Origin of the sequence: Lelliottia jeotgali (assembly GCF_016771845.1) — a bacterium.
GTDB lineage: Bacteria > Pseudomonadota > Gammaproteobacteria > Enterobacterales > Enterobacteriaceae > Enterobacter > Enterobacter jeotgali.
Map to the genome: position 1 here is coordinate 100,661 of NZ_JAENMQ010000012.1, position 23,392 is coordinate 124,052.

The following is a 23,392-nucleotide window of genomic DNA, read 5'->3' on the forward strand; positions in this document are numbered from 1 at the left end:
CCTTTGTGTCGTTTTGAAGGGTAACGTTATGGCTATGAGGCTGGCATGGAAAAAAGTACACATTTCGTGGTTCAGTGTGTCGAAAAAAACAGGCTCGATGCTGGCATCGATTTTGTCATTCAACCTATTTTTGATCTCTCGCGTTTCGCCTGCATCGGCGGCGAAGTCCTGGTACGTGGCACCCATCGGCGCAATATTGTGCCACCCAATCTTTTTATCAGCCAACTGGAAGAGACAGGCGGAATATTGCCGATGGGCGACTATCTTATGGCTCAGGCGTTTAAATTTATCGCCGCGCAGCCGCAAGCTATGCGAGAAAACCAGCTGTTTACACTTAATATTTCGCAAGTACAGTTGAACGATGCCGATTTTGCATCGCGCGCAATGAGTCTGCTGCAACAAAACCATCTCCCGCCGCGTAACTTTATTTTTGAAATTACCGATAGCGTCGAGCAACCTGAAGATGCCGTGACTCAAAACCTCGGACAGCTGAGCGAGGCCGGAATTAATCTTGCATGGGACGGTATTAACTGTCTGGATACGCTGCAGGCCCGGCTTGCCATCTGGACAACGGACTATATTAAGCTGGACAGAAGTTGCCTTGCACCGGCGAATATCGATAAGACTTTTTTGCTGCTGGAGTACATCAATGAAATTGATATTGATGTCATTATCGAAGGCGTGGAGAACTATACCCACGTATCCACTATGCTGCGCCACGGCGTGAAATACGGGCAAGGTTTTCTCTTCTCGCGTCCCATCAGTAAAGAAAGTTTCCATCAAGAGTATATGCAGCCTGAACACTAACAGGCTGCCTCGCCTGGCAAAAACATAAGAAATAACCCTATGTATCAGCAATATCTTCTAAGAACAAAAAAGAACAGGGTTGTCGCCTCAGGTATCACCTTTGTACTGACGTTTATTGTTACTGCGGCCATTGCTCTGGTCAGCATGCAAAATAATAACCAAAAAAATATCGAGCGCGAGGCACATCATCTACAAAATATTCTGGACAGTTTTATTAACGATGCTCATTCTGCCACGCAACACGCTGCCGGTTTAATCGGGAAAGTCTGCGATTTTACGGTGGAAAAAGAGCTGAATATGATCCCCGGACGATATATGCATATTTATTCGATTAACATCGTGAATAATAAGCACATTTCTTGCTCTTCGTTACTGGCCAATAAATATGCTGATGTTCAGCACATTATCAGCAGTGGGGAAAAAATATGGATGTCACAGGCGGTAAGCTCACCGGATATTGAGGTTATTTCCTTTAAAACGTCCCTGCCGCAAGGCGATGTCTACGTCGCGTCTGATATACGCTATTTGCTGGATGTCCTCAGAGGCAGTACATCGGGAAGACAACTCGCTCTGGAAGTCTCCGGTAAAACCCTGACCGCTGCCGGGCTGTCGGCAACCCCGCTTAGCTCACCGCACTTTAGCGGTTATACTTTGTATCCTGCCAATTCATCGCTTTACACGCTGGCATGGGAACAGCCCCGACCAGGGAAAGCGGTAAATGCTATGGCTAGATCGTGGATTTCCATCAGTTTTATCCTCGCCATGTCGATTATCATGGCAAGCGTCGTCTGGCTGCTTGCCACGCGCCGTCACTCGCTTTACACCCAGCTCGCGAACGCCATACGGCAGCATCAAATCCATCCGCATTATCAGCCGCTCATTTGCGCCCATACCAATATTATTTCTGGGGCCGAGATCCTCGCACGCTGGAATCATGAAGAGCTGGGTTTTGTGCCACCGGACGTGTTTATTCCGGTCGCGGAACGCACGGCACTGATTATCGATTTGACGGAGAGTTTGCTTGAGCAGGTGGTCGATGATTTACAGCAGGGCGTCATCGCCCTGGCACCTGGCTTTAATCTGAATCTCAATATCAGCTACAGCCATCTGGCGGACGACGCATTCGATGCATTTGTCGATAACTGGGCCCCGGTATTTGCCGCTCTCGGCGTGACGCTGGTGTTTGAAATTACCGAGCGCGAAAACATTGATATCAGCGAGGCGATGGCGCGCAAGATTACGTACATTAAAACGCGCGGGATCAAGATTGCGCTGGATGATTTCGGCACCGGGTTTTCCAACCTGGCGTTTATCTCCAACCTCCGCCCCGACAGTATCAAAATCGACAGAATGTTTGTCCGGCAAATTTCCCTGGATGTGGCGACGCCGCTGATCGACTGCGTGATTGATATGGCGAAACGGATGAACATCCTCACCACCGCAGAGGGCGTGGAGTATGACTATCAGGTGGAGTATCTGAAGGCGAACCAGATCGACTGTTTGCAGGGGTATTACTTTTCTAAACCGCTCGCGTTTGGGGATTTCGCGACGTTTTTACGACATTACGCGGCGAGATAAAACAAAAAGCCCCATGAGGGGCTTTTGCTTTGTTGGTTGCCGGGTGGCGGCTTCGCCTTACCCGGCCTACAAAACCACACACAATGCGGTGTTGTAGACCCGTGGGCAAAACCACATCAGAATGGAATATCGTCGTCGAAATCCATTGGTGGTTCGTTAGACGGTGCCGGAGCAGACTGCTGCTGCGGACGAGACTGTGCGCCGCCGCTGAACTGGTTGCCGCCCTGAGGCTGCTGAGGCTGACCCCAGCTACCCTGCTGCTGCTGACCGCCACCCGCTGGTGCGCCACCGCCCTGACGGCCACCCAGCATCTGCATGGTGCCACCAACGTTGACCACGACTTCGGTGGTGTACTTCTCTGCACCGGACTGATCGGTCCATTTACGGGTACGAAGCTGACCTTCGATATACACCTGGGAACCTTTACGCAGATATTCACCGGCCACTTCTGCCAGTTTGCCGAACAGCACAACGCGGTGCCATTCAGTCTGCTCTTTTGTCTCACCGGTCGCTTTATCACGCCAGGATTCGGAAGTAGCCAGCGTAATGTTGGCAACTGCGCCACCACTCGGCATGTAGCGTACTTCCGGGTCCTGGCCCAGATTACCGACGAGAATCACCTTGTTTACGCCTCTGCTGGCCATGATCGTGTCTCCTGAATACGTTTCTTAATAGTGTAAGCGCGCGAGTGTACCATTTCCACGTCACATTTTGATAGCTGCGACGGTGATTCCACAGAACTCACGCTCACTAAACATTGTTGCACATTAAATCAGAAGCTGCATTCCAATACTGTATATTCAAACAGGTCGGATTGTGTCATAATTAGCCGTTTCTGCCGTTTGTCCTTCAAACAAACCAGGCATCCGAGTCTCTACCGGGAAAGGTGAATGGATAAGATCGAAGTACGGGGCGCCCGCACCCATAATCTCAAGAATATCAACCTCATAATCCCTCGCGACAAGTTGATTGTCGTGACCGGGCTATCGGGTTCTGGTAAGTCATCACTGGCTTTCGACACCTTGTATGCCGAAGGACAGCGTCGCTACGTTGAATCGCTCTCCGCCTATGCGCGGCAGTTCCTGTCACTGATGGAAAAGCCGGACGTCGACCATATCGAAGGGTTGTCGCCTGCTATCTCCATCGAGCAGAAATCCACGTCGCATAACCCGCGTTCCACGGTCGGTACCATTACCGAAATTCATGACTATCTGCGTCTGCTGTTTGCCCGCGTGGGCGAGCCGCGCTGCCCGGATCATGATGTGCCGCTGGCCGCACAAACCGTCAGCCAGATGGTGGATAACGTACTGGCGCAGCCAGAGGGCAAGCGCCTGATGCTGCTGGCCCCAATCATTAAAGAGCGTAAAGGCGAGCACACTAAAACGCTGGAAAACCTGGCAAGCCAGGGCTATATCCGCGCCCGTATCGACGGTGAAGTGTGTGACCTTTCCGATCCGCCAAAGCTGGAACTGCAAAAGAAACACACCATTGAAGTGGTGATTGACCGCTTCAAAGTGCGCGATGACCTGACGCAACGCCTGGCCGAGTCGTTCGAAACAGCGCTGGATCTCTCCGGCGGTTCTGCCATCGTGGCCGATATGGACGATGCGAAAGCCGAAGAGATGCTCTTCTCCGCGAACTTTGCCTGCCCGATTTGCGGGTACAGCATGCGCGAACTGGAGCCGCGTCTGTTCTCGTTCAACAACCCGGCTGGCGCCTGCCCAACCTGCGATGGCCTGGGCGTGCAGCAATATTTCGACCCGGATCGCATCATTCAGAACCCGGAGCTTTCCCTGGCGGGTGGCGCGATTCGCGGCTGGGATCGCCGTAATTTCTACTACTTCCAGATGCTGAAATCGCTGGCCGAACACTATAAGTTCGATGTCGAAGCGCCGTGGGCGAGCTTGAGCCCGAATGTGCATAAAGTGGTGCTGTCGGGTTCCGGCAAAGAGAACATCGAGTTCAAATACATGAACGATCGCGGTGACACCTCCGTGCGCCGTCATCCGTTCGAAGGCGTGCTGCACAACATGGAGCGCCGCTACAAAGAGACCGAATCCAGCGCCGTGCGCGAGGAGCTGGCGAAGTTCATCAGCAATCGCTCATGTACGACCTGCGAAGGGACGCGTCTGCGTCGCGAAGCGCGCCACGTCTTTGTAGAAAACACTGCGCTGCCGACCATCTCTGACATGAGCATCGGTCATGCGATGGATTTCTTCACCAATCTGAAGCTCTCCGGCCAGCGCGCGCAAATTGCTGAAAAAGTGCTGAAAGAGATCGGCGATCGCCTGAAGTTCCTGGTGAACGTCGGCCTGAACTATCTGTCACTGTCTCGTTCAGCGGAGACGCTTTCAGGCGGCGAAGCGCAGCGTATCCGTCTGGCGAGCCAGATTGGTGCCGGTTTAGTTGGCGTGATGTACGTGCTGGATGAGCCATCCATCGGCCTGCACCAGCGTGATAACGAGCGTCTGCTCGGCACACTGATCCATCTACGCAATCTGGGCAACACGGTAATTGTGGTTGAGCATGACGAAGATGCGATCCGCGCCGCAGACCATGTGATAGACATCGGCCCTGGCGCAGGTGTACACGGTGGACAGGTTGTCGCAGAAGGGACGTTGGCCGACATCATGGCCGTCCCGGAATCGTTGACCGGGCAGTTCATGAGCGGTAAGCGCAAAATTGAGGTGCCGAAGCAGCGCGTCGCGGCCAATCCAGAGAAAGTGCTGAAGCTTTCTGGCGCGCGCGGCAACAACCTGAAAGACGTCACGCTGACGCTACCCGTTGGGCTGTTTACCTGTGTGACTGGGGTTTCAGGTTCCGGTAAATCGACGTTGATTAACGATACCTTGTTCCCGATTGCTCAAACGCAACTCAACGGGGCGACGCTCGCCGAGCCTGCGCCGTATCGCGATATTCAGGGTCTGGAACATTTCGATAAAGTGATCGATATCGACCAAAGCCCGATTGGCCGTACGCCGCGATCGAACCCGGCGACCTATACTGGCGTCTTTACGCCCGTACGTGAACTGTTCGCCGGTGTTCCTGAAGCACGCTCGCGCGGCTATACGCCAGGACGTTTCAGCTTTAACGTTCGCGGTGGTCGCTGTGAAGCCTGTCAGGGCGACGGCGTGATCAAAGTCGAGATGCACTTCCTGCCGGATATCTACGTGCCGTGCGATCAGTGCAAAGGCAAGCGCTATAATCGCGAAACGCTGGAGATTAAGTACAAAGGCAAGACCATCCACGAAGTGCTGGATATGACCATTGAAGAAGCGCGTGAGTTCTTCGATGCCGTACCTGCGCTGGCGCGTAAGCTGCAAACGCTGATGGATGTGGGGCTGACCTACATTCGTCTCGGCCAGTCAGCGACGACGCTTTCCGGCGGTGAGGCGCAGCGCGTGAAGCTGGCGCGCGAGCTGTCGAAGCGCGGAACCGGCCAGACGCTGTATATTCTGGATGAGCCAACCACCGGCCTGCACTTTGCTGATATCCAGCAGTTGCTTGAAGTGCTGCATCAGCTGCGCGATCAGGGCAACACCATTGTGGTCATTGAGCACAATCTGGATGTTATCAAAACCGCAGACTGGATTGTGGATCTCGGCCCGGAAGGCGGCAGCGGCGGCGGTGAAATCCTCGTCTCGGGTACGCCAGAGACGGTGGCAGAGTGCGAAGCTTCGCACACCGCGCGCTTCCTCAAACCTTTGCTCGAGTCTTAAACGGAAAGCTGCTGTCGGGTGTTGTCCGGCAGCAGCTCAATAGCCTGCTGATAAGACGCATCGACTAAATAGTAAATCTGCGAATCCGGTATCGTTCCATCCAGATAGACGGTGCTCCAGTGCGCTTTATTCAGATGCTGACTCGGCCGCACATCGCTGTGCTGCTGACGTAACAAATCGGCCAGTTCCGGGCTGGTTTTTAACGATGCCGCCGGACGCCCTTCGACCTCTTTCACCATCGCAAACAGCACGTCTGCCACTTTGATCTGCGTGGCTTTCCAGTCGCTATGGACACTTTGCCCCGCGCCCGGTTTATTCATGCAGTATTGAAGTATCTCCGAAATTGTCATCTTTGCTCCCCTAAGAGTGGGTTAAATGCGACCTGAGTAACTGCCCCTTTAAGTGTGCAGCAAGACGACAAAAGGTAAACCCGGCCAGACCTGATTTGTACAAAAAATCATCGCACGTCAGTATTCTGAATTAACAATCACCTCTTCACCGAAGGAACCCGCCATTGGCAGCGGGCGATACGTCGAGTTGGAGGCACGCAATACGCGGATGCCACGGGCACCCACATCGCGGGCCGCAGAGATATCGTTATCCGAATCGCCGTAGAACACTTTGATATTTTTCTGCTCAAGCCACTGGGTTTTGGTGTTTTGCCCGTGTTTATCCCCGGCAAAAATCACGGGATTCATATTAGCGGCTGGAATCGAAAAATCGCCTTGCAGCGTTTTGGTGACGGTTTCGGTTTTGGTCTGACTGCGGCCAGTGACGAAATAGATGCTGTCGCCGCGTTTCACGTGCATCGCAATCAAAGCGCGACCCACTTCTTTCGGGATGCTGAACTCATCCCAGCCGTTGTTCATTTTTTCCCAAAATTCCGGGTTTTTCAGATACTCCTCGCTGCCTGGCGAGTAAGTTTTTTTGCCACGCCAGAAGCCAGGGCTGGAAAAGAGGACGGTATCGTCGATGTCGAAACCAACGGCCATTGGCGCGCGGCCCATCAGGCTATTTTCGATTTGTGCCACGGAGACCCAGTGAATGGGGGCTTGTTCAGCCAGAATGGCGGCGGTGGTTCCGGTGTATAACGGTGTTGGCGCTGAGGCTCTGGCACCGACTGCACTATTAAGCGAGAACAATAAGCAGGCGGCGCTGAGCGCCAGTGTGATCTTGCGCATGTATTCCCCTGAATATTCAGTTTGTTATCGTTATGAATTGAGCGAATGGTCAAAAATCTATCAGACCTTAACCCCTGAGCCAGGTGAAGGGAAGGAAATTTTTGAGATTATCCCTGGTAAGCGGAGGGATATCACAAAGCGGAACGAAGAAAAAAGCCGGGTGGCGGCTACGCCTTACCCGGCCTACGTTCAGGTTTTGTAGGCCCGGTAAGCGCAGCGCCACCGGACAATTCCGGCTCCGGTGCCGATAAAAAGCCGGGTGGCGGCTGCGCCTTACCCGGCCTACGTTCGGGTTTTGTAGGCCCGGTAAGCGTAGCGCCACCGGGCGCTAAACAGTGCGGTCTGATGCCCTCACCCCGCCCCTCTCCCCAGGGAGAGGGAGAAAGGTAAGTAAGTGCTTACATCACCGCCGCAAACGCCTGCGCGACGCGCTGGACGTTGTGTGCATTCAGGCCCGCGACGCACATGCGCCCGCTGGCGATAAGATACACGCCGAATTCTTCACGAAGACGGTCAACCTGCTGCGCGCTCAGTCCGGTATAGCTGAACATCCCGCGCTGCTTGAGCAGATAATCGAAGTTGTGCTCTGGCAATGCGCTTTTGAGCGCGTTCACCAGCTCCTGGCGCATTGCCAGAATACGCGTGCGCATCGCTTCCACTTCAGCAAGCCAGGCGGCTTTCAAACCATCATCACCGAGAACCGTGGCAACAACCTGCGCGCCGAATGCTGGCGGGCTGGAGTAGATGCGACGAACGGTCGCTTTCAGCTGCCCCAGTACGCGCCCGGCTGCATCTGCGTCTTCACAAACAATCGACAATCCGCCGACGCGCTCGCCGTACAGAGAGAAAATTTTCGAGAACGAGTTGCTAACCAGCGCTGGCAGACCGGCGCTGGCAATCGCGCGGATCGCATAGGCGTCGTCTTCCATGCCCGCGCCGAAGCCCTGATAGGCGATATCGAGGAACGGGATCAGGTTGCGTGCTTTCAGCACTTCAATCACCGCATCCCACTCATTGTTGGTCAGATCTGACCCGGTTGGGTTGTGGCAGCATGGGTGTAGCAGCACAATGCTGCGCTCCGGCAAGGTGTTCAGCTTTTCCAGTAGGGCCTCAACGCGCACGCCTTTGGTGTCGTTGTCGAACCACGGATAGGTGCTGACGGCAAAGCCTGCGCCTTCAAAAATCGCGACGTGGTTTTCCCAGGTCGGATCGCTGACCCAGACGCCAGAATCGGGGAAGTACTTTTTCAGGAAGTCCGCGCCCACTTTCAGCGCACCGGAACCGCCCAGCGTCTGAATGGTCGCCACGCGTTTTTGCACTAAGACCGGGTGATCGGCGCCAAACAGCAGCGGTGCGATAGTGTTGCGATAGGTATTCAGCCCTTCCATCGGCAGATAGAGCGACGCGCCGTGCGGCACCGCGTTAAGACGCGCTTCAGCTTCAGCCACCGCCTGCAATTGCGGGATAATGCCGTCTTCGTTGTAGTAAAGACCGATGCTGAGGTTCACTTTGTCGCTACGTGAATCTTCTTTGAAACGCTCCATTAAGGAGAGAATGGGGTCGCCGGCGTAGGCGTCAACTTTCTGGAACACGCGATGTATCTCCGGATATCTGTCAGGCAGGGATTTCAACAATAAACCGGAAGCGCGGGAAGATCGAGAGGATGTTAATAAAGAGATAAATGCCGGGCAACACCCGGCATTTAATTGGACTTAATCGATGTACTTCATCGCCACTCGCGACGTCAGTCGGGTGATAAGTTCGTAAGCACTCACTTTCGTTATTTCAGCGATGCGCTCAACGGGTAAACCTTCGCCCCACATCACCACCGGGTCACCGGCTTTATCATCGGCCTCAGGTCCGAGATCGACGCAAATCATGTCCATTGCCACGCGCCCGACAACCTGCACTTCGCGGCCATTCACCAGCACCGGCGTACCGGACGGTGCCGCGCGCGGATAGCCGTCGCCGTAGCCCATCGCAACCACACCGAGGCGCGTATCGCGCTCACTCACCCAGGTGCCGCCATAGCCGACCGGTTCACCCGCTTTATGCTCACGAACGGCGATCAGGTTGGAAACCAGGGACATCACCGGCTGGAAGCCAAAGTCCGGGCCCCAGGGTTTGCCCTCCAGCGGCGAGACGCCGTAGAGAATAATGCCCGGGCGCGCCCAGTCGAAGTGCGACTGCGGCCACAGCAGAATGCCGCCGGAGGCCGCAATGGAGCGCATCCCCGGTTTGCCTTCGCAAAAGGTATTAAAAATATCGAGCTGTTGTTCCGTTGCGCCACACTTTGGCTCATCCGCGCGGGCAAAGTGACTGACGATATTCACCGGCTGACGCACATTTTTGCACTGGCTCAGGCGCTGATAAAAGGCTTCGGCCTGCTCCGGGCGCACGCCCAGACGGTGCATGCCGGTGTCGAGTTTCATCCACACGGTAACCGGCTCACTCACATCGGCGGTTTCCAGTGCAGCGAGCTGTTCTTCGTTATGCACGGCGGTGTGCAGATGTTGATCCGCAATCGTCGTCAGATCGGCGGCTTCGAAAAAGCCTTCGAGTAACAAAATCGGTTGGGTAATTCCGCCCGCGCGCAGGCGCAGGGCTTCTTCGAGACGGGCGACGCCAAAGGCATCGGCATCAGGGAGCGTTCGCGCGGTCTCAAGAAGACCGTGTCCGTAAGCGTTCGCTTTCACGACTGCAACGAGCTTGCTGGCGGGCGCCAGTTCACGCAGACGTTGCAGGTTGTGTCGCAGAGCGCGGCGGTTAATGACTACAGTTGCCGCTTGCATTTGAGTTCCTTCATAAAAAAAGAATTTCCAAAACCATTCGCGTTGCAGGAAGGCGACAAGCCCGCAAATCCCCGGGAGCTTAGTGAACTAAGCGACTGGGGTGAGCGAGCGCAGTCAACGCACCTGCGGCGTGAAGGGTGAAGGAAATTTATTCGTCGTCGTATTGAGGTCCCGCATAATTATCAAAACGCGACCACTGACCGTTAAACGTCAAACGCACCGTCCCGATCGGGCCGTTACGCTGCTTACCAATAATGATTTCCGCGATACCTTTCATGTCACTGTTCTCGTGATAAACCTCGTCACGGTAGATGAACATGATCAAGTCGGCATCCTGCTCGATGGAGCCAGATTCACGCAGGTCGGAGTTGACCGGGCGCTTGTCGGCACGTTGTTCCAGAGAGCGGTTAAGCTGCGACAGGGCCACCACGGGAACCTGTAACTCTTTCGCTAGCGCTTTGAGCGAGCGGGAGATTTCGGCGATTTCCAGCGTACGGTTATCAGAGAGCGACGGCACGCGCATCAATTGCAAGTAGTCGATCATGATAAGGCCGATGCCGCCGTGTTCGCGGGCGATACGGCGCGCGCGGGAGCGCACTTCCGTTGGCGTCAGACCGGAGGAGTCATCGATGTAGATGTTCCGTTTTTCCAGCAGAATGCCCATCGTGCCGGAGATACGCGCCCAGTCTTCGTCGTCGAGCTGACCAGTACGAATGCGAGTCTGATCCACGCGGGACAGGGACGCGAGGGAACGCATCATAATCTGGTCGGAGGGCATCTCCAGACTAAAGATCAGAACCGGTTTATCCTGCAACATCGCCGCGTTTTCGACGAGGTTCATCGCGAATGTCGTTTTACCCATCGACGGACGCGCAGCGACGATAATCAGATCCGACGGCTGCAGACCGGCGGTTTTCTTGTTCAGGTCGTCATAACCAGTGTTCACGCCGGTGACGCCATCGTGCGGTTGCTGGAACAGCTGTTCAATACGCGCGATAGTAGAATCAAGCACTTCGGCGATATTTCGCGGGCCTTCGTCTTTGTTCGCGCGGCTTTCGGCGATTTTAAAGACGCGGGATTCGGCGAGATCCAGCAGATCTTCGCTGGTGCGGCCCTGCGGATCAAAACCCGCTTCGGCGATTTCATTGGCGACAGCGATCATCTCGCGAACCACAGCACGTTCGCGCACGATATCGGCGTATGCGCTGATGTTCGCCGCACTTGGCGTGTTTTTCGATAATTCGGCCAGATAGGCAAAACCACCGACAGAATCGAGCTGCCCCTGGCGCTCCAGAGACTCTGCCAGCGTAATCAGGTCGATCGGGCTGCCGGATTCCTGCAGGCGTGCCATTTCGGTAAAAATATGACGGTGGGGACGGGTATAAAAATCATCGGATACCACGCGCTCGGCAACATCGTCCCAGCGCTCGTTGTCCAGCATTAAACCGCCCAACACCGACTGTTCCGCTTCAATCGAGTGCGGCGGGACTTTGAGTCCGGCGACCTGCAAATCGCGCTCGCGAGGCTCAGTCTGTTTGTTGAAGGGTTTATTTCCTGCCATAGTGAATGGATTACCATAAATTGAGAGACGGGGAAGTATAACCGTCTGCAAATGAATCGACAAAGGAGTTCAACGTGGCAACTCGTATCGAATTTCACAAGCATGGTGGTCCTGAAGTCCTGAAGGCGGTGGAGTTCACTCCCGCCGCACCTGGAGAGAATGAAATCCAGGTCGAAAACAAAGCGATTGGCATCAACTATATCGATACTTACATTCGCGGCGGGCTGTATCCGCCACCGTCCATGCCGAGCGGTCTGGGGACCGAGGCAGCGGGTATCGTGGTGAAAGTCGGCAGCGGCGTAAAGCATATTAAAGAAGGCGATCGCGTGGTGTATGCCCAGTCGCCGCTCGGCGCGTACAGCTCGGTTCACAACGTGCCCGCCGATAAGGCCGCCATTCTGCCGAACGCCATTTCATTTGAGCAGGCTGCAGCGTCATTCCTGAAAGGGCTGACCGTCTATTATCTCCTGCGCAAAACCTACGAAATCAAACCCGATGAGCCGTTCCTGTTCCACGCTGCCGCGGGCGGTGTCGGGCTTATCGCCTGCCAGTGGGCCAAAGCGCTGGGCGCAAAACTGATCGGCACCGTCGGCAGCGCGCAAAAAGCGCAGCGTGCCCTACAGGCCGGAGCCTGGCAGGTGATTAATTATCGTGAAGAGAACATCGCCGAGCGCGTGAAAGAGATTACCGGCGGCAAAAAACTGCGCGTGGTGTATGACTCGGTCGGGAAAGACACTTGGGAAGCGTCGCTCGATTGTCTGCAACGCCGCGGTTTGATGGTCAGTTTCGGCAATGCCTCCGGTGCGGTCACCGGCGTGAATCTGGGCATTCTCAATCAGAAAGGCTCACTGTACGTGACGCGCCCTTCCCTGCAAGGCTATATCACCACCCGTGACGAACTGACCGAGGCCAGCAACGAACTGTTTTCGCTGATCGCCAGCGGTGTGATTAAAGTGGACGTAGCGGATGCGCAGAAATATCCGCTGAGCGACGCGCAGCGCGCGCATGAGGTGCTGGAGAGTCGGGTGACGCAGGGATCGAGTTTGCTGATCCCATAAAAGATTAGGGCTTCCTTTTAACAGGAAGCCCATTCTTTTTTTAGTTCGGCTGTATGTAGGGTACAGCTCGATGAATTCTTTAACGGCGGCAATAGTGACAGATTCGATAAGTAAATCCTATTCTGTTCTAAGCATTGCTGCCGGAAAAGTTGCAGGTATGTGACGAACGCCTCAATACCTTAGTAACGAAAGCGGTTATTGCGCTGATACTGTGGGACTTTTGGTGTTTTAACCATCCGAATAACCCACACAACGGCGACCGCTAACAGTAGCCACGGCAGCAGTTTAATCATCAGCGCAAACAATCCGCCGATAAACATCACCACCGTTGCCACCACCAGTGCAGCCAGAATGCCAAGCAGCGAAATTCCGGTCGCCATCAGCATGACAAAAAATCCAATCACAAACAGCAGTTCCAGCATGGCTCTCTCCCACATGAATACCTCAGATATGCAGTGGGTATTACAAGAAACGTGCCAAATTTAACTTATTGAATCTAAAACAAAACGCCCCGCGAACATTCGCAGGGCGTGGTGAATTTGACGAACTTTTGGTGAAAATTATCGCTTGTCAGCGACCAGACGCAGCGCCTGCTCCAGGACTTCGATATCCGCCCCGGCTTTATGGGCATTTTCACTCAGGTAGCGACGCCACTGACGCGCCCCCGGAATACCCTGGAACAACCCGAGCATATGGCGCGTCACATGGCCCAAATAAGTGCCGTTGCTCAGCTCGCGTTCGATGTACGGATACATTGCGCGCACTACGGCGACCGGATCGGTATCAGTACCGTCTACGCCAAAGATTTCACGATCGACCGTGGCCAGAATACCTGGATTTTGATACGCCTCGCGGCCCACCATCACGCCGTCCATGTGGTCTAAATGCGCTTTGGCTTCGTCGAGGGATTTGATGCCGCCGTTAATCGACATGGTCAGATGCGGGAAATCACGCTTGAGCTGATACACGCGCGGGTAATCCAGCGGCGGAATTTCACGGTTCTCTTTCGGGCTGAGACCGGATAACCAGGCTTTACGGGCGTGGATAATAAACATCTCGCACTCGCCTTTCCCGGCTACGGTATTGATGAAATCACAGAGAAATTCGTAGCTGTCCTGGTCGTCAATCCCGATACGCGTTTTGACCGTGACTGGAATCGACACCACGTCGCGCATCGCTTTGATGCAATCCGCCACCAGCTGGGCGTTGCCCATCAGGCACGCACCAAACATCCCGTTCTGCACGCGATCGGACGGGCAGCCGACGTTAAGGTTAATTTCGTCATAACCGCGCTCTTGCGCCAGTTTCGCGCAGTGCGCCAGCGCAGCCGGGTCGCTGCCGCCGAGCTGTAAGGCAACCGGATGCTCTTCTTCGCTATAGGCCAGATAGTCGCCCTTCCCGTGAATGATCGCTCCGGTGGTGACCATTTCGGTGTACAGCAGCGTGTGGCGAGAGAGCTGACGCAGGAAATAGCGGCAGTGTCTGTCGGTCCAGTCGAGCATCGGCGCGATGGAAAAACGGTGTGCAGGGAAGTGTGACTGTAATTCTGACGACATGGCGAAGTTTTAAGCACCTGGTGGAAATGGGGCGCTACTATAGCACAAAGAAAAGCCGGAGGCGCATGGCCTCCGGTGGTCTTAGAAGCTGACGCTCAGCTGTGCGCCTGCCCCCCAGGTTTTGTCTTCCCCGTACAGGCCCATCAGATCCACATGGACCGCGTTGAACGGCGCAAAGCCGACACCGCCGGTGAAGACGTTGCTGTCATTGTCTTTCACGTCCGCGCGATAACCGGCGCGCACCGCCAGCCAGCTGAGCGGCGTGACTTCCGCACCGACACCCACGTACTGGGAGTTTTCTTCACTCTTGAAGCCTTTGGTTTCGGTCAGATCGCCATCGGCGGTGAGCGTCACCAGATCGTTATGCCAGGCCACGCCAGCCGTAACCAGCGGGCGGATCTGGTAGGTATCTTTGTAGCTCACCACCTCACCCGTACGACCATTGCGGATGCGGATATCCTTGGTATCGATATCACGCGACATCAGGTTCTGCCCGCTCAGGCCCACCGTCCAGTTCTCGCCAAAATCGGCGGTCACACCGGCATCGACGTTGAAACCGGTATCGTCCGTGCGGTAGCGGCTGCTGTTCCAGTCGTTGCTGTCGTAGGTGTAAATAGAGGTGGTGTAGTTGTAGAGCCAGGTTTTTTGCAGTTTTGGCGTGATACCGACGGAGACCGGCACATCAGCAATATCAAACTGACGCGCCACCGCCACGCCGTAGTCAGAGACAATCGCCGCCCGGCCTGAGGCCGTGGAGTTGAGGTTCTTGGTGATTTGATCCGAGCCGTTCAGGGCCGCATCCAGCGCGACGCTGCCCGCGACCAATTTGCTGTTCTGGATGCTGCGCAGGTAGTCAATATCCTGCTGGTCGATGGAGGAACTCACGCGCGCGTGGGCATTGCCTTTTGCGACAAAGGCGACGGCCAGTACGTTGTTTGGAATGCTGACCGCAATCCCGGCACCGGCGGTAGCGCGTGCGGTTTTGCCTTTCAGATCGTCCAGCTCGTCAGCGAGATCTTTCGCGGCGCTCTGGAACTGGTTCACGGATCCTAAGGGATTGGCGATGATCTCCGCCGGTGTGAGGCTGTTGATCACATTATCGTAGTGATCGACTTTATCGCTGATATCGTCGATCTGATCCTGCAGATTGTCTTTGTCGGTAATCTGCGCGCCGACCGAAGGCAAGATAACGGTAATGTCGTCATCCGGTTTGGCCTTTGCCAGCAGCGCCGGGTTGATGAAGGCGCCACTACCGTAATGGCCTGATGCAACTCCGGTTCCACCCATCGCGTCGCTACGCGCTTCTGTCCAGGTATTGGCTGCTCCCGCCTGATTTGCCATCAATAAGGAGACAGTGATGCTAACCACCGAAAATTTAAAATGTTTTTTCACAGTATGCTCGTTTTATAGTCTGTTATTAAACAACCCCGTCTGTTATCTCCCAAACAGGGACGAACTATTGCTGTGAATAACATCAAAAAGACCTGCTATTTCCCTAAGTTAAATCTTCCGCTCGGCCTGTTGTAATTTGTGACGGCCCTCAATATTTATAGAAGAGGATATTATTTTCGCCCAGGTTTTCCGTCGTGAGGGCCAAAAAACTGCGGCGGATGATCGACCCAGCGGTCTTCACGCGTGGCGGCATAAACTGGATTCAGCGGGTAATAAATCCGGTTTTGTTTTTTGTTCGCCTCGCCAACCACCAGCAAGCGCACCTCTTCGTCGGTATTGTTAATAAAGGTGTGGCAGACCCCGGTTCCGGCCGGAAAACCGACGCTGTCGCCCGGCTCCAGTTTCCATAAATAGCCGTTAATCCACGCCTGCGGATGCCCTTCAATGACAAAGATAAACTCTTCTTCGTCGCTTTCAGCGTGCGGATAAGAGGTGCGACGCCCTGGCGGCAGCCGTTCATGATGGATACCGATACGCCCCAAACCCAGTTTGCGCGCCAGCGGCGCACCGATGGCAAAAAGCTCGTCACTGTCCGGGTAAGTGGAATCGTCAGCGCCTTCGACGTCGCGCCAGTGTCGGATGCATTCAGGTCTTTTCATTGTGTTTTTCCCATGTTGCGATGCGTCAGGTATAGCACACCGTGGCGGTTCTCGGCGTTTTCAGTAGAACATGGTAAAGTGAGGGTTTTCCAGACTCCATAATTCGAGGTGCGATATGGATAAGACCACGATGCAAGATCTGTTAGCGCAAGCTGAAAAGCTCTGTGCTCAACGCAATGTGCGCCTGACTCCGCAGCGCCTTGAAGTGTTACGTCTGATGAGCCTGCAACGCGGTGCTATCAGCGCGTATGATCTGCTCGATCTGCTGCGCGAAAGCGAGCCGCAGGCGAAACCTCCGACCGTCTATCGCGCGCTGGATTTCCTGCTGGAACAAGGGTTTGTGCATAAGGTTGAATCGACTAACAGCTACGTGCTGTGCCACCTGTTCGATCAACCGACGCATACCTCGGCCATGTTTATCTGCGATCGCTGTGGCGCGGTCAAAGAAGAAGGGGCTGAAGGCGTGGAGGATATTCTGCATTCTCTGGCGGCTAAAATGGGCTTTGCCCTGCGCCATAACGTGATTGAAGCACACGGGTTGTGCTCGGCATGTGTCGAAGTGGAAGCTTGCCGTCATCAAGGTGAATGCCAGCATGATCACTCGGTCATGGTTAAGAAAAAACCGCGCTAAAACAAAGCGGGCGGCCATAAGCCGCCCTCAGGGATTGTACTTCCGTGTACAACGGGTAGAACTCTGTTACCAGCGGTAGTCGTTGCGTTTTTCCCAGTCAACAACCTCTTTTTCCGCCTGATCTTTCGCGTAGCCGTAGCGTTCCTGAATCTTACCGACCAGCTGTTCGCGTTTACCTTCAATGACGGTTACATCATCGTCGGTCAGTTTACCCCATTGTTCTTTCGCTTTACCTTTGAACTGTTTCCAGTTACCGCCGATTTCGTCTTTATTCATAATCATATCCTCATCGTTCGGTTATCACGTAAATTTGAATCGTCCGTTTCGTTCGTATCTGCTGGACGTGATAATAATTGTAGATAAGGATTCGGCAGGCGTTGAGAGATTCAGAATCTTTAACCGTTTCGTCAAACGAAGCCACTAGGCGAACCAGGTGTTATTTCGCCAGTGACGCCGCCAGATAACCGCCAGAGAAAGGCCGCGCAGGGCGAGAAACACTGCCAGCGCCAGCCACAATCCATGATTACCCAACCACGGCAAAGTGAAGAGAGTTAACGCAAACCCAGCCGCCGCGACCGCCATGCTGTTACGCATTTCTGCCCCTCGCGTTGCACCGATAAACATACCATCCAGCAAATAACACCACACGCCCACCACCGGTAGAACGACCTGCCACAGGATGTAATGATTCGCCAGCTCGCGCAGCTCAGGCAAAGAGGTTAATAGCGCGACGATTTGGCTGCCGAACAGGGCATAAATAAGCGCAAAGACCAGCGCCACCAGGCCAGACTGGCGGCAGGCCGCACGCCACACCTCCTGCAACTGCCCCGTTTGGCGCGCACCGTAGGCTTGCCCGGAGTGGGCTTCCACGGCATAGGCAAACCCGTCAAGCGCATAGGCAGTGAACGTCAGCAGTGTCATGAGCACGGCGTTGACCGCAACAATCTCCGGCCCCAGCCGCGCGCCGAATACCGTTAATGCGCCAAAGCAGAGTTGCAATAGCAGCGAACGCAGCATGATGTCGCGATTCAATGCCAGCAGTTTGCGGATGTTGCCGCGCCACGCGGTTTTCAGCATCGCGAGTGATATTCCCCGCATCGCCAGCACACGCTTCACCATCCATAGACCGATGAAGAACGTGCCGTATTCCGCGACCACGGTTGCCAGCGCCGCGCCCTGAACATTCATATGCAGACCCATCACCAGCCAGAGGTCGAGGATGATATTGAGCACATTCCCCACCACCAGCAGGATCACTGGCGCACGCGCATATTGCACACCCAGTAGCCAGCCGAGCAGAACAAGGTTTGCCAGCGATGCCGGAGCGCTGAGCCAGCGGATTTCAAGGAAACGCCGCGCCTGTTCGAGCACCGCTTCACTGCCGCCAACGACGTGCAAAGCCAAATCAATAAGCGGTGTACGCAGCAAAACAATCAGCAGCCCCGCGCCCAGCGCAAGAATCAGCGGCTGCACCAGCGCGCGGGCCAGACGAAACGGATCTTTCGCGCCAAACGCCTGCGCGGTTAGACCTGTAGTGCTCATGCGTAAAAAGAGCAGCAGCATGAAGAGGAAACTGGTCGCCGTCGCGCCAATCGCCACACCGCCAAGATAAACAGGGGAATCCAGATGACCAATCACCGCCGTATCGACCAGCCCAAGCAAAGGAACGGTGATATTGGAGAAAATCATCGGCAGCGCAAGACGCCACAATGCCTTGTCTGAGGGAGTCAGCAGAGACATGAGAAATTACCGGGAAAGAAGTGAGACAGTCAGACTGCGGATGCACCGCAGCCTGTCAGAAAGATATTACAGCCATTCACCGTTGCGGATGACACCCACAGCCAGACCTTCAATAGAGAAAGCCTGCTCGCGGAGATCCACCACAATTGGGGAGAACTCGCTGTTTTCCGGCAACAGCTGAACCGTGTTGCCCTGTTTTTTCAGTCGCTTAACGGTGACTTCGTCATCAATGCGCGCGACAACAACTTGTCCATTACGCACATCCTGCGTTTTGTGCACCGCCAGCAGATCGCCGTCCAGGATTCCGATATCTTTCATGGACATCCCGCTAACGCGCAGCAGGAAGTCAGCACTCGGTTTAAACATCCCCGGATCGACCTGATAGTGGCCTTCAATGTGTTGCTGAGCCAGCAGAGGTTCACCCGCCGCAACGCGACCCACCAGTGGCAGACCTGTTTCTTCCTCTACCAGCAGGCGAATACCGCGTGAAGCACCGGAGACAATCTCAAGGACGCCTTTACGGGCCAGTGCTTTGAGGTGCTCTTCAGCGGCATTTGGAGAACGGAAGCCCAGACGCTGCGCGATTTCCGCACGCGTAGGTGGCATTCCCGTCTGGCTGATGTGATCTCGAATAAGATCAAACACCTCTTGCTGTCTGGCCGTTAACGCTTTCATTCCGCCCCCTGGGTGTATATACAGTTATGCTGTGAGTATATACAGTCAAAGGTGAATTTGGAACCAAAAACTGCACAAAAAACCAGAGACTTATTGCATTCCTGAAGGCTTATCGAAAATGTGACCAAAGAAGCGTGACCCAGGTGATGGCCGCTATGATAATCGCAAGCAGCACAGCGGCAGATCCCATGTCTTTCGCGCGGCCCGAGAGCTCATGGAAATCAGAGCCGATACGATCCACCACCGCTTCAATAGCGCTGTTGAGAATTTCCACTATCATCACCAGAAGAACCGAACCAATGAGCAGAACGCGAGTGATAGGATCAACGTCGAGGAAACAGGCGATGATGACCGCGATGACAGCAGCGACCCCTTCCTGACGGAAGGCGGCTTCATTGATCCACGCCGCGCGGAAACCTTTCCATGAATATCCGGCAGCTTTGATGATTCGGGTGAACCCGGTGGTATTATTGGCCATTAAAAGAACCTTTTCTTAGATTTAGCGTCAGTAACTAGGGTTGTCGCACGTAGCAATACAGCCTGAAGTATGACCGGTAACAACAGAAATTTTGCGCGCTTTCTGTTATCCTTGCGCCGCATTTGCATTATTAACCAGAGGCTTTACATCGTTTATGTCCGGCTGGCCACGAATTTACTACAAAATACTTAATTTACCATTAAGCGTCCTGGTAAAAAGTAAGTCTATCCCGGCGGAACCTGCGCTGGAATTAGGGCTCGATACCTCGCGTCCTATTATGTACGTTTTGCCTTATAACTCGAAGGCAGACTTACTGACGCTGCGCGCCCAATGTCTGGCGCATGATTTACCCGATCCGCTCGAACCGCTTGAGGTCGACGGTACTCTGCTGCCGCGCTACGTGTTTATTCACGGCGGGCCGCGCGTGTTTACCTATTACACGCCAAAAGAAGAGTCCATCAAGCTGTTCCACGATTATCTCGATCTGCACCGCAGCAACCCCAACCTGGATGTCCAGATGGTGCCAGTGTCGGTGATGTTTGGTCGTCGTCCAGGCCGCCAGAAAGGTGAAGAAAACCCGCCGCTGCGTATGCTGAACGGCATTCAAAAATTCTTTGCCGTGTCATGGCTGGGGCGCGACAGCTTTGTGCGTTTCTCCCCTTCCGTCTCTCTGCGCCGCATGGCGGATGAGCACGGCACGGATAAAATTATCGCCCAGAAACTGGCTCGCGTCGCACGTATGCATTTCGCGCGTCAGCGCCTGGCTGCCGTTGGGCCACGTCTGCCTGCCCGTCAGGATCTGTTCAATAAACTGCTGGCCTCCAAAGCCATTGCCCGTGCCGTCGAAGATGAAGCGCGCAGCAAGAAAATCTCTCACGAGAAAGCCCAGCAGAACGCTATCGCCCTGATGGAAGAGATTGCGGCGAACTTCTCTTACGAGATGATCCGCCTCTCTGACCGTATCCTGAGTTTTACCTGGAACCGTCTGTATCAGGGGATTAACGTCAACAACGCCGAGCGCGTACGTCAGCTAGCCCATGACGGCCACGAAATTGTCTATGTGCCCTGCCATCGCAGCCACATGGACTATCTGCTGCTGTCATACGTCCTGTATCACCAGGGCCTGGTGCCGCCGCACATCGCGGCCGGTATTAACCTGAATTTCTGGCCAGCAGGCCCGATTTTCCGCCGTCTGGGTGCGTTCTTTATTCGTCGTACCTTCAAGGGCAATAAGCTCTATTCCACAGTATTCCGCGAGTATCTGGGCGAGCTGTTCAGCCGTGGCTATTCCGTTGAGTATTTCGTAGAGGGTGGTCGTTCTCGTACGGGTCGTCTGCTTGACCCGAAAACCGGCACCCTCTCGATGACCATTCAGGCTATGCTGCGCGGCGGTACGCGTCCGATTACGCTGGTACCAATCTACATCGGTTACGAGCACGTGATGGAAGTAGGCACTTACGCGAAAGAATTGCGTGGTGCGACCAAAGAGAAAGAGAGTCTGCCTCAGATGCTGAAAGGCCTGAGCAAGCTGCGCAATCTCGGTCAGGGCTACGTGAACTTCGGCGAACCGCTGCCGTTAATGACCTACCTGAATCAGCACGTTCCCGAGTGGCGCGAGTCTATCGATCCGATTGAAGCGATTCGCCCAGCCTGGCTGACGCCGACGGTCAATAACATCGCCGCCGACCTGATGGTGCGTATTAACAACGCCGGTGCGGCTAACGCCATGAACCTGTGCGTCACGGCGCTGCTGGCCTCACGTCAGCGTTCACTGACGCGCGAACAGCTGACCGAACAGCTTGATTGCTATCTGGATATTATGCGTAATGTCCCGTACTCGGCGGATTCCACCGTTCCGGCTGCGACCGCCGGTCAGCTGATTGACCACGCGTTGCAGATGAACAAGTTCGAAGTCGAGAAGGACACCATCGGCGACATCATCATTCTGCCGCGCGAGCAGGCGGTGCTGATGACCTACTATCGCAACAACATCGCCCATATGCTGATGCTGCCATCCCTGATGGCGGCGATTATTACTCAGCACCGCCGCATTTCCCGTCAGGAACTGCTGCGCCATGTTGAGACGCTCTATCCGATGCTGAAAGCCGAGCTGTTCCTCAGCTGGAGCAACGAGGAGCTGGCCGTCGAGCTGGATAAACTGACCGCCGAGCTGTTGCGTCAGGGTCTGATTGCGGTGAAAGACGATGAGCTGCATATCAATCCATCCCGTTCCCGTACGCTGCAGCTGCTGGCAGCCGGGGCGCGCGAGACGTTGCAACGCTACGCGATCACCTTCTGGCTGTTGAGCAATAACCCGTCCATCAACCGTGGAACCCTGGAAAAAGAGAGCCGCACGCTGGCTCAGCGTTTATCCGTCCTGCACGGTATTAACGCGCCAGAATTCTTCGATAAAGCGGTGTTTAGCTCACTGGTGCTGACGCTACGTGATGAGGGTTATATCAGCGATACCGGCGATGCGGAACCTGAAGAGACGATGAAGGTTTACCAGATGCTGGCGGAGTTGATTACATCCGATGTGCGTTTGACGATTGAGAGTGCGACGCAGGACGAGTGACGATGCGGGTGCGGTCTGATGCCCTCACCCCGGCCCTCTCCCACAGGGAGAGGGATAAAAAATTGTAGGTCGGGTAAGGCGAGGCCGCCACCCGACTTTTTTTTACGCCGTCATTAAGACCAGTAACTCATCGCCAGCCCCAAAAACAGCACCAGGCCGACGTAGTTATTATTCAAAAACGCTTTGAAACAGGCATCGCGATCGCGGTTCGCAATTAGCTTTTGCTGATACGCAAACAACAGTCCCGCCACCAGCACTGACCAGTAAAACTCCCAGTTCAACGCGTTCAGATAGCCAATCAACACCATCAGCGCCAGCACGGCGACCTGCAAAATCCCGATGATCAGCTTGTCGTTACGACCAAACAGGATTGCTGTCGATTTGATGCCGATTTTCAGATCGTCATCGCGGTCAACCATCGCATACTGCGTGTCATATGCCACAGCCCACAGGATGTTGGCGAGGAACATCAGCCAGCAGCTTAACGGCACAGATTCACTGACGGCAGCGAACGCCATCGGGATCGACCAGCCAAAAGCCGCGCCCAGCACCACCTGCGGCAGATGGGTGTAGCGTTTCATAAACGGATAAACCCACGCCAGCGCCAGTGCCGCCACCGAGAGCAAAATCGTCATGGTGTTAAGCGTTAAGACCAGCAGGAAAGCGAGTAATACCAGCACCACAAACAGGGTACGGGCCTCTTTTTCCGATACCTGACCGCTTGGCATTGGGCGATTGGCGGTGCGTTTGACATGGCCGTCAAACTTACGGTCGGCATAGTCATTGACCACGCACCCCGCCGCGCGCATCAACCAAACACCGGCTACGAATACCGCCAGTATCCATAAAGGCGGTAATCCAGGCGTGGCGACCCACAGCGCCCACAGCGTCGGCCACAGCAACAAAAAGGTGCCGATGGGTTTATCCGTGCGCATCAAGCGGTGAAAAGCCAGCAGCTTATCCTGCGTCAGACTCCACTCCATTTTCAAA

General features: G+C 54.8%; 21 protein-coding genes. 6 read left to right on the top strand and 15 right to left on the bottom strand.

The genetic code is table 11. The features are described from left to right. The first annotated feature begins 45 nt into the window (after positions 1 to 45). Positions 46 to 807 (top strand): EAL domain-containing protein, encoded by a 762-nt coding sequence (locus JBO43_RS19005; protein ID WP_202674839.1) that lies wholly within the window; start codon positions 46 to 48, stop codon positions 805 to 807. Positions 808 to 951: 144 nt separating this feature from the next. Beyond that, a complete protein-coding gene (locus JBO43_RS19010) occupies positions 952 to 2,385 on the top strand; it encodes an EAL domain-containing protein (RefSeq protein WP_202674840.1) in 1,434 nt (477 codons plus the stop codon). Between the two features lie 116 nt (positions 2,386 to 2,501). Here JBO43_RS19010 and ssb1 read toward each other — a convergent pair whose 3' ends face one another. Next, on the bottom strand, positions 2,502 to 3,029 hold the full coding sequence (gene ssb1 / locus JBO43_RS19015) for a single-stranded DNA-binding protein SSB1 (protein WP_095280345.1): 528 nt from the start codon (positions 3,027 to 3,029) through the stop codon (positions 2,502 to 2,504). Between the two features lie 246 nt (positions 3,030 to 3,275). On the opposite strand from ssb1, the gene uvrA reads away from it, so the two are divergent. Further along, positions 3,276 to 6,104, top strand: coding sequence for an excinuclease ABC subunit UvrA (uvrA, locus tag JBO43_RS19020; RefSeq protein ID WP_095280344.1), 2,829 nt, complete (start codon positions 3,276 to 3,278; stop codon positions 6,102 to 6,104). Here the strand turns inward: uvrA and JBO43_RS19025 are convergent. The 5 genes from JBO43_RS19025 to dnaB form a co-directional block, all read right to left on the bottom strand. After that, a complete protein-coding gene (locus JBO43_RS19025) occupies positions 6,101 to 6,454 on the bottom strand; it encodes an MmcQ/YjbR family DNA-binding protein (protein ID WP_103947499.1) in 354 nt (117 codons plus the stop codon). The two genes, uvrA and JBO43_RS19025, sit on opposite strands and share 4 nt — an antisense overlap. A gap of 117 nt (positions 6,455 to 6,571) precedes the next feature. Further along, positions 6,572 to 7,285, bottom strand: coding sequence for an acid phosphatase AphA (aphA, locus tag JBO43_RS19030; protein WP_095280342.1), 714 nt, complete (start codon positions 7,283 to 7,285; stop codon positions 6,572 to 6,574). A 398-nt stretch (positions 7,286 to 7,683) separates the two neighbouring features. After that, on the bottom strand, positions 7,684 to 8,877 hold the full coding sequence (gene tyrB, locus JBO43_RS19035; RefSeq protein WP_202674841.1) for an aromatic amino acid transaminase: 1,194 nt from the start codon (positions 8,875 to 8,877) through the stop codon (positions 7,684 to 7,686). Between the two features lie 120 nt (positions 8,878 to 8,997). After that, positions 8,998 to 10,077, bottom strand: a complete 1,080-nt coding sequence (gene alr, locus JBO43_RS19040; RefSeq protein WP_202674842.1) for an alanine racemase — start codon at positions 10,075 to 10,077, stop codon at positions 8,998 to 9,000. Between the two features lie 148 nt (positions 10,078 to 10,225). Beyond that, positions 10,226 to 11,638 carry a replicative DNA helicase gene (gene dnaB, locus JBO43_RS19045; protein ID WP_095280338.1) on the bottom strand — a complete coding sequence of 471 codons (1,413 nt, stop codon included), beginning with the start codon at positions 11,636 to 11,638 and terminating at the stop codon, positions 10,226 to 10,228. A gap of 74 nt (positions 11,639 to 11,712) precedes the next feature. Between dnaB and JBO43_RS19050 the strand changes: the two genes are divergently transcribed. Beyond that, positions 11,713 to 12,696, top strand: coding sequence for a quinone oxidoreductase (locus JBO43_RS19050; RefSeq protein WP_095280337.1), 984 nt, complete (start codon positions 11,713 to 11,715; stop codon positions 12,694 to 12,696). Between the two features lie 179 nt (positions 12,697 to 12,875). On the opposite strand, the gene pspG is transcribed toward JBO43_RS19050, so the two are convergent. From pspG to JBO43_RS19070, 4 genes are all read right to left on the bottom strand, one after another. Continuing rightward, on the bottom strand, positions 12,876 to 13,118 hold the full coding sequence (pspG, locus tag JBO43_RS19055) for an envelope stress response protein PspG (protein WP_095280336.1): 243 nt from the start codon (positions 13,116 to 13,118) through the stop codon (positions 12,876 to 12,878). 138 nt (positions 13,119 to 13,256) lie between these two features. After that, positions 13,257 to 14,252: a tRNA dihydrouridine(20/20a) synthase DusA gene (gene dusA, locus JBO43_RS19060; RefSeq protein ID WP_202674843.1), complete on the bottom strand. Its 996-nt coding sequence runs from the start codon at positions 14,250 to 14,252 to the stop codon at positions 13,257 to 13,259. 81 nt (positions 14,253 to 14,333) lie between these two features. Further along, positions 14,334 to 15,593, bottom strand: coding sequence for a conjugal transfer protein TraF (gene traF / locus JBO43_RS19065; protein WP_237730130.1), 1,260 nt, complete (start codon positions 15,591 to 15,593; stop codon positions 14,334 to 14,336). Between the two features lie 221 nt (positions 15,594 to 15,814). Beyond that, entirely contained in the window at positions 15,815 to 16,303 is a 489-nt protein-coding gene (locus tag JBO43_RS19070; protein WP_095280333.1) for a cupin domain-containing protein, read from the bottom strand. 115 nt (positions 16,304 to 16,418) lie between these two features. Between JBO43_RS19070 and zur the strand changes: the two genes are divergently transcribed. Continuing rightward, positions 16,419 to 16,934 carry a zinc uptake transcriptional repressor Zur gene (gene zur / locus JBO43_RS19075; protein WP_095280332.1) on the top strand — a complete coding sequence of 172 codons (516 nt, stop codon included), beginning with the start codon at positions 16,419 to 16,421 and terminating at the stop codon, positions 16,932 to 16,934. A gap of 66 nt (positions 16,935 to 17,000) precedes the next feature. On the opposite strand, the gene JBO43_RS19080 is transcribed toward zur, so the two are convergent. The 4 genes from JBO43_RS19080 to JBO43_RS19095 all read right to left on the bottom strand — a co-directional run bounded on the left by JBO43_RS19080 (position 17,001) and on the right by JBO43_RS19095 (position 19,827). Then, positions 17,001 to 17,210, bottom strand: a complete 210-nt coding sequence (locus tag JBO43_RS19080) for a CsbD family protein (protein WP_095280331.1) — start codon at positions 17,208 to 17,210, stop codon at positions 17,001 to 17,003. A gap of 144 nt (positions 17,211 to 17,354) precedes the next feature. Next, on the bottom strand, positions 17,355 to 18,674 hold the full coding sequence (gene dinF / locus JBO43_RS19085; protein ID WP_202674845.1) for an MATE family efflux transporter DinF: 1,320 nt from the start codon (positions 18,672 to 18,674) through the stop codon (positions 17,355 to 17,357). Positions 18,675 to 18,740: 66 nt separating this feature from the next. Beyond that, positions 18,741 to 19,349 carry a transcriptional repressor LexA gene (lexA, locus tag JBO43_RS19090; RefSeq protein WP_095280329.1) on the bottom strand — a complete coding sequence of 203 codons (609 nt, stop codon included), beginning with the start codon at positions 19,347 to 19,349 and terminating at the stop codon, positions 18,741 to 18,743. 109 nt (positions 19,350 to 19,458) lie between these two features. Beyond that, the gene (locus JBO43_RS19095; protein WP_095280328.1) at positions 19,459 to 19,827 is read right to left on the bottom strand and encodes a diacylglycerol kinase; all 369 of its coding nucleotides are present in this window, start codon (positions 19,825 to 19,827) and stop codon (positions 19,459 to 19,461) included. A 154-nt stretch (positions 19,828 to 19,981) separates the two neighbouring features. On the opposite strand from JBO43_RS19095, the gene plsB reads away from it, so the two are divergent. Further along, on the top strand, positions 19,982 to 22,402 hold the full coding sequence (gene plsB, locus JBO43_RS19100) for a glycerol-3-phosphate 1-O-acyltransferase PlsB (RefSeq protein WP_103947505.1): 2,421 nt from the start codon (positions 19,982 to 19,984) through the stop codon (positions 22,400 to 22,402). Positions 22,403 to 22,515: 113 nt separating this feature from the next. Here plsB and ubiA read toward each other — a convergent pair whose 3' ends face one another. Next, positions 22,516 to 23,385 (bottom strand): 4-hydroxybenzoate octaprenyltransferase, encoded by an 870-nt coding sequence (ubiA, locus tag JBO43_RS19105; protein ID WP_103950034.1) that lies wholly within the window; start codon positions 23,383 to 23,385, stop codon positions 22,516 to 22,518. Positions 23,386 to 23,392 lie beyond the last annotated feature (7 nt).

Coding starts and splice junctions, on each gene's coding strand:
- JBO43_RS19005 (WP_202674839.1), top strand. CDS start 46: ATGGAAAAAAGTACACATTTCGTGGTTCAGTGTGTCGAAAAAAACAGG.
- JBO43_RS19010 (WP_202674840.1), top strand. CDS start 952: ATGCAAAATAATAACCAAAAAAATATCGAGCGCGAGGCACATCATCTA.
- ssb1 (WP_095280345.1), bottom strand. CDS start 3,029: ATGGCCAGCAGAGGCGTAAACAAGGTGATTCTCGTCGGTAATCTGGGC.
- uvrA (WP_095280344.1), top strand. CDS start 3,276: ATGGATAAGATCGAAGTACGGGGCGCCCGCACCCATAATCTCAAGAAT.
- JBO43_RS19025 (WP_103947499.1), bottom strand. CDS start 6,454: ATGACAATTTCGGAGATACTTCAATACTGCATGAATAAACCGGGCGCG.
- aphA (WP_095280342.1), bottom strand. CDS start 7,285: ATGCGCAAGATCACACTGGCGCTCAGCGCCGCCTGCTTATTGTTCTCG.
- alr (WP_202674842.1), bottom strand. CDS start 10,077: ATGCAAGCGGCAACTGTAGTCATTAACCGCCGCGCTCTGCGACACAAC.
- dnaB (WP_095280338.1), bottom strand. CDS start 11,638: ATGGCAGGAAATAAACCCTTCAACAAACAGACTGAGCCTCGCGAGCGC.
- pspG (WP_095280336.1), bottom strand. CDS start 13,118: ATGCTGGAACTGCTGTTTGTGATTGGATTTTTTGTCATGCTGATGGCG.
- dusA (WP_202674843.1), bottom strand. CDS start 14,252: ATGTCGTCAGAATTACAGTCACACTTCCCTGCACACCGTTTTTCCATC.
- traF (WP_237730130.1), bottom strand. CDS start 15,593: ATGGCAAATCAGGCGGGAGCAGCCAATACCTGGACAGAAGCGCGTAGC.
- JBO43_RS19070 (WP_095280333.1), bottom strand. CDS start 16,303: ATGAAAAGACCTGAATGCATCCGACACTGGCGCGACGTCGAAGGCGCT.
- zur (WP_095280332.1), top strand. CDS start 16,419: ATGGATAAGACCACGATGCAAGATCTGTTAGCGCAAGCTGAAAAGCTC.
- JBO43_RS19080 (WP_095280331.1), bottom strand. CDS start 17,210: ATGAATAAAGACGAAATCGGCGGTAACTGGAAACAGTTCAAAGGTAAA.
- dinF (WP_202674845.1), bottom strand. CDS start 18,674: ATGTCTCTGCTGACTCCCTCAGACAAGGCATTGTGGCGTCTTGCGCTG.
- lexA (WP_095280329.1), bottom strand. CDS start 19,349: ATGAAAGCGTTAACGGCCAGACAGCAAGAGGTGTTTGATCTTATTCGA.
- JBO43_RS19095 (WP_095280328.1), bottom strand. CDS start 19,827: ATGGCCAATAATACCACCGGGTTCACCCGAATCATCAAAGCTGCCGGA.
- plsB (WP_103947505.1), top strand. CDS start 19,982: ATGTCCGGCTGGCCACGAATTTACTACAAAATACTTAATTTACCATTA.
- ubiA (WP_103950034.1), bottom strand. CDS start 23,385: ATGGAGTGGAGTCTGACGCAGGATAAGCTGCTGGCTTTTCACCGCTTG.